This is a genomic window from Roseomonas rosulenta (assembly GCF_016106005.1).
Taxonomy (GTDB): Bacteria; Pseudomonadota; Alphaproteobacteria; order Acetobacterales; family Acetobacteraceae; genus Neoroseomonas; species Neoroseomonas rosulenta.
Genome location: NZ_JACADR010000660.1, coordinates 1 through 538, shown reverse-complemented (window position 1 = coordinate 538; position 538 = coordinate 1). Strand labels below are relative to the sequence as shown.

Here is a 538-nt window from a genome sequence, read left to right as displayed (position 1 = left end):
CTGTCGCCGGCCCCCCCGCTCCAGCCGTGGCCGGGGTCCGGCCGTGCGCTCTCCCGCTCCCCTCCTGCGCGCCGCCGGCGGGCGCGCGCTGCTGCTGCCGCGCATGCGCGCCCTCGCCGGCCTGTCCACCGAGGATGCGGACGAGCTCGCCCTGCCCGACCTTCTCGACCTGCCGCCGGCCGTGGAACCGCTGACGCGCCAGGCCGTCCTGGCGGCGATGACGCAGAAGATCCCGCGCCGCGCCGGCGGCCCCGCCACGCCGGAGCAGGCCTGGCTGCTTGCCGGCGAACTCGCGCGGCTGTTCGACGAGATCGCGCTGGAGGAGCCCGACCTCGCATCGCTCGAATCCCTGCCGCCGGCCGAGATCGCGCAGGCCTGGCTGGCGCGGCTCGACGCGTTGGTGCCGGACCGCCACGCGGCGCATTGGCAGATCACCACCACCGTGCTGCGGGCCATCGCCACCGACTGGAACGACTGGCTCGACCAGCGCGGGCTGCTCGACATCGGGCTGCGGCGCGTGCGCGCGCTCGCGGCGCAG

The 538-nt window shown here is 77.0% G+C and carries 1 pseudogene; it reads left to right on the top strand.

Going from position 1 to position 538, the window contains the following annotated elements:
- Positions 1-43: 43 nt before the first annotated feature.
- A pseudogene (locus HW578_RS27515) lies at positions 44-538 on the top strand (hypothetical protein); the annotation flags it as partial.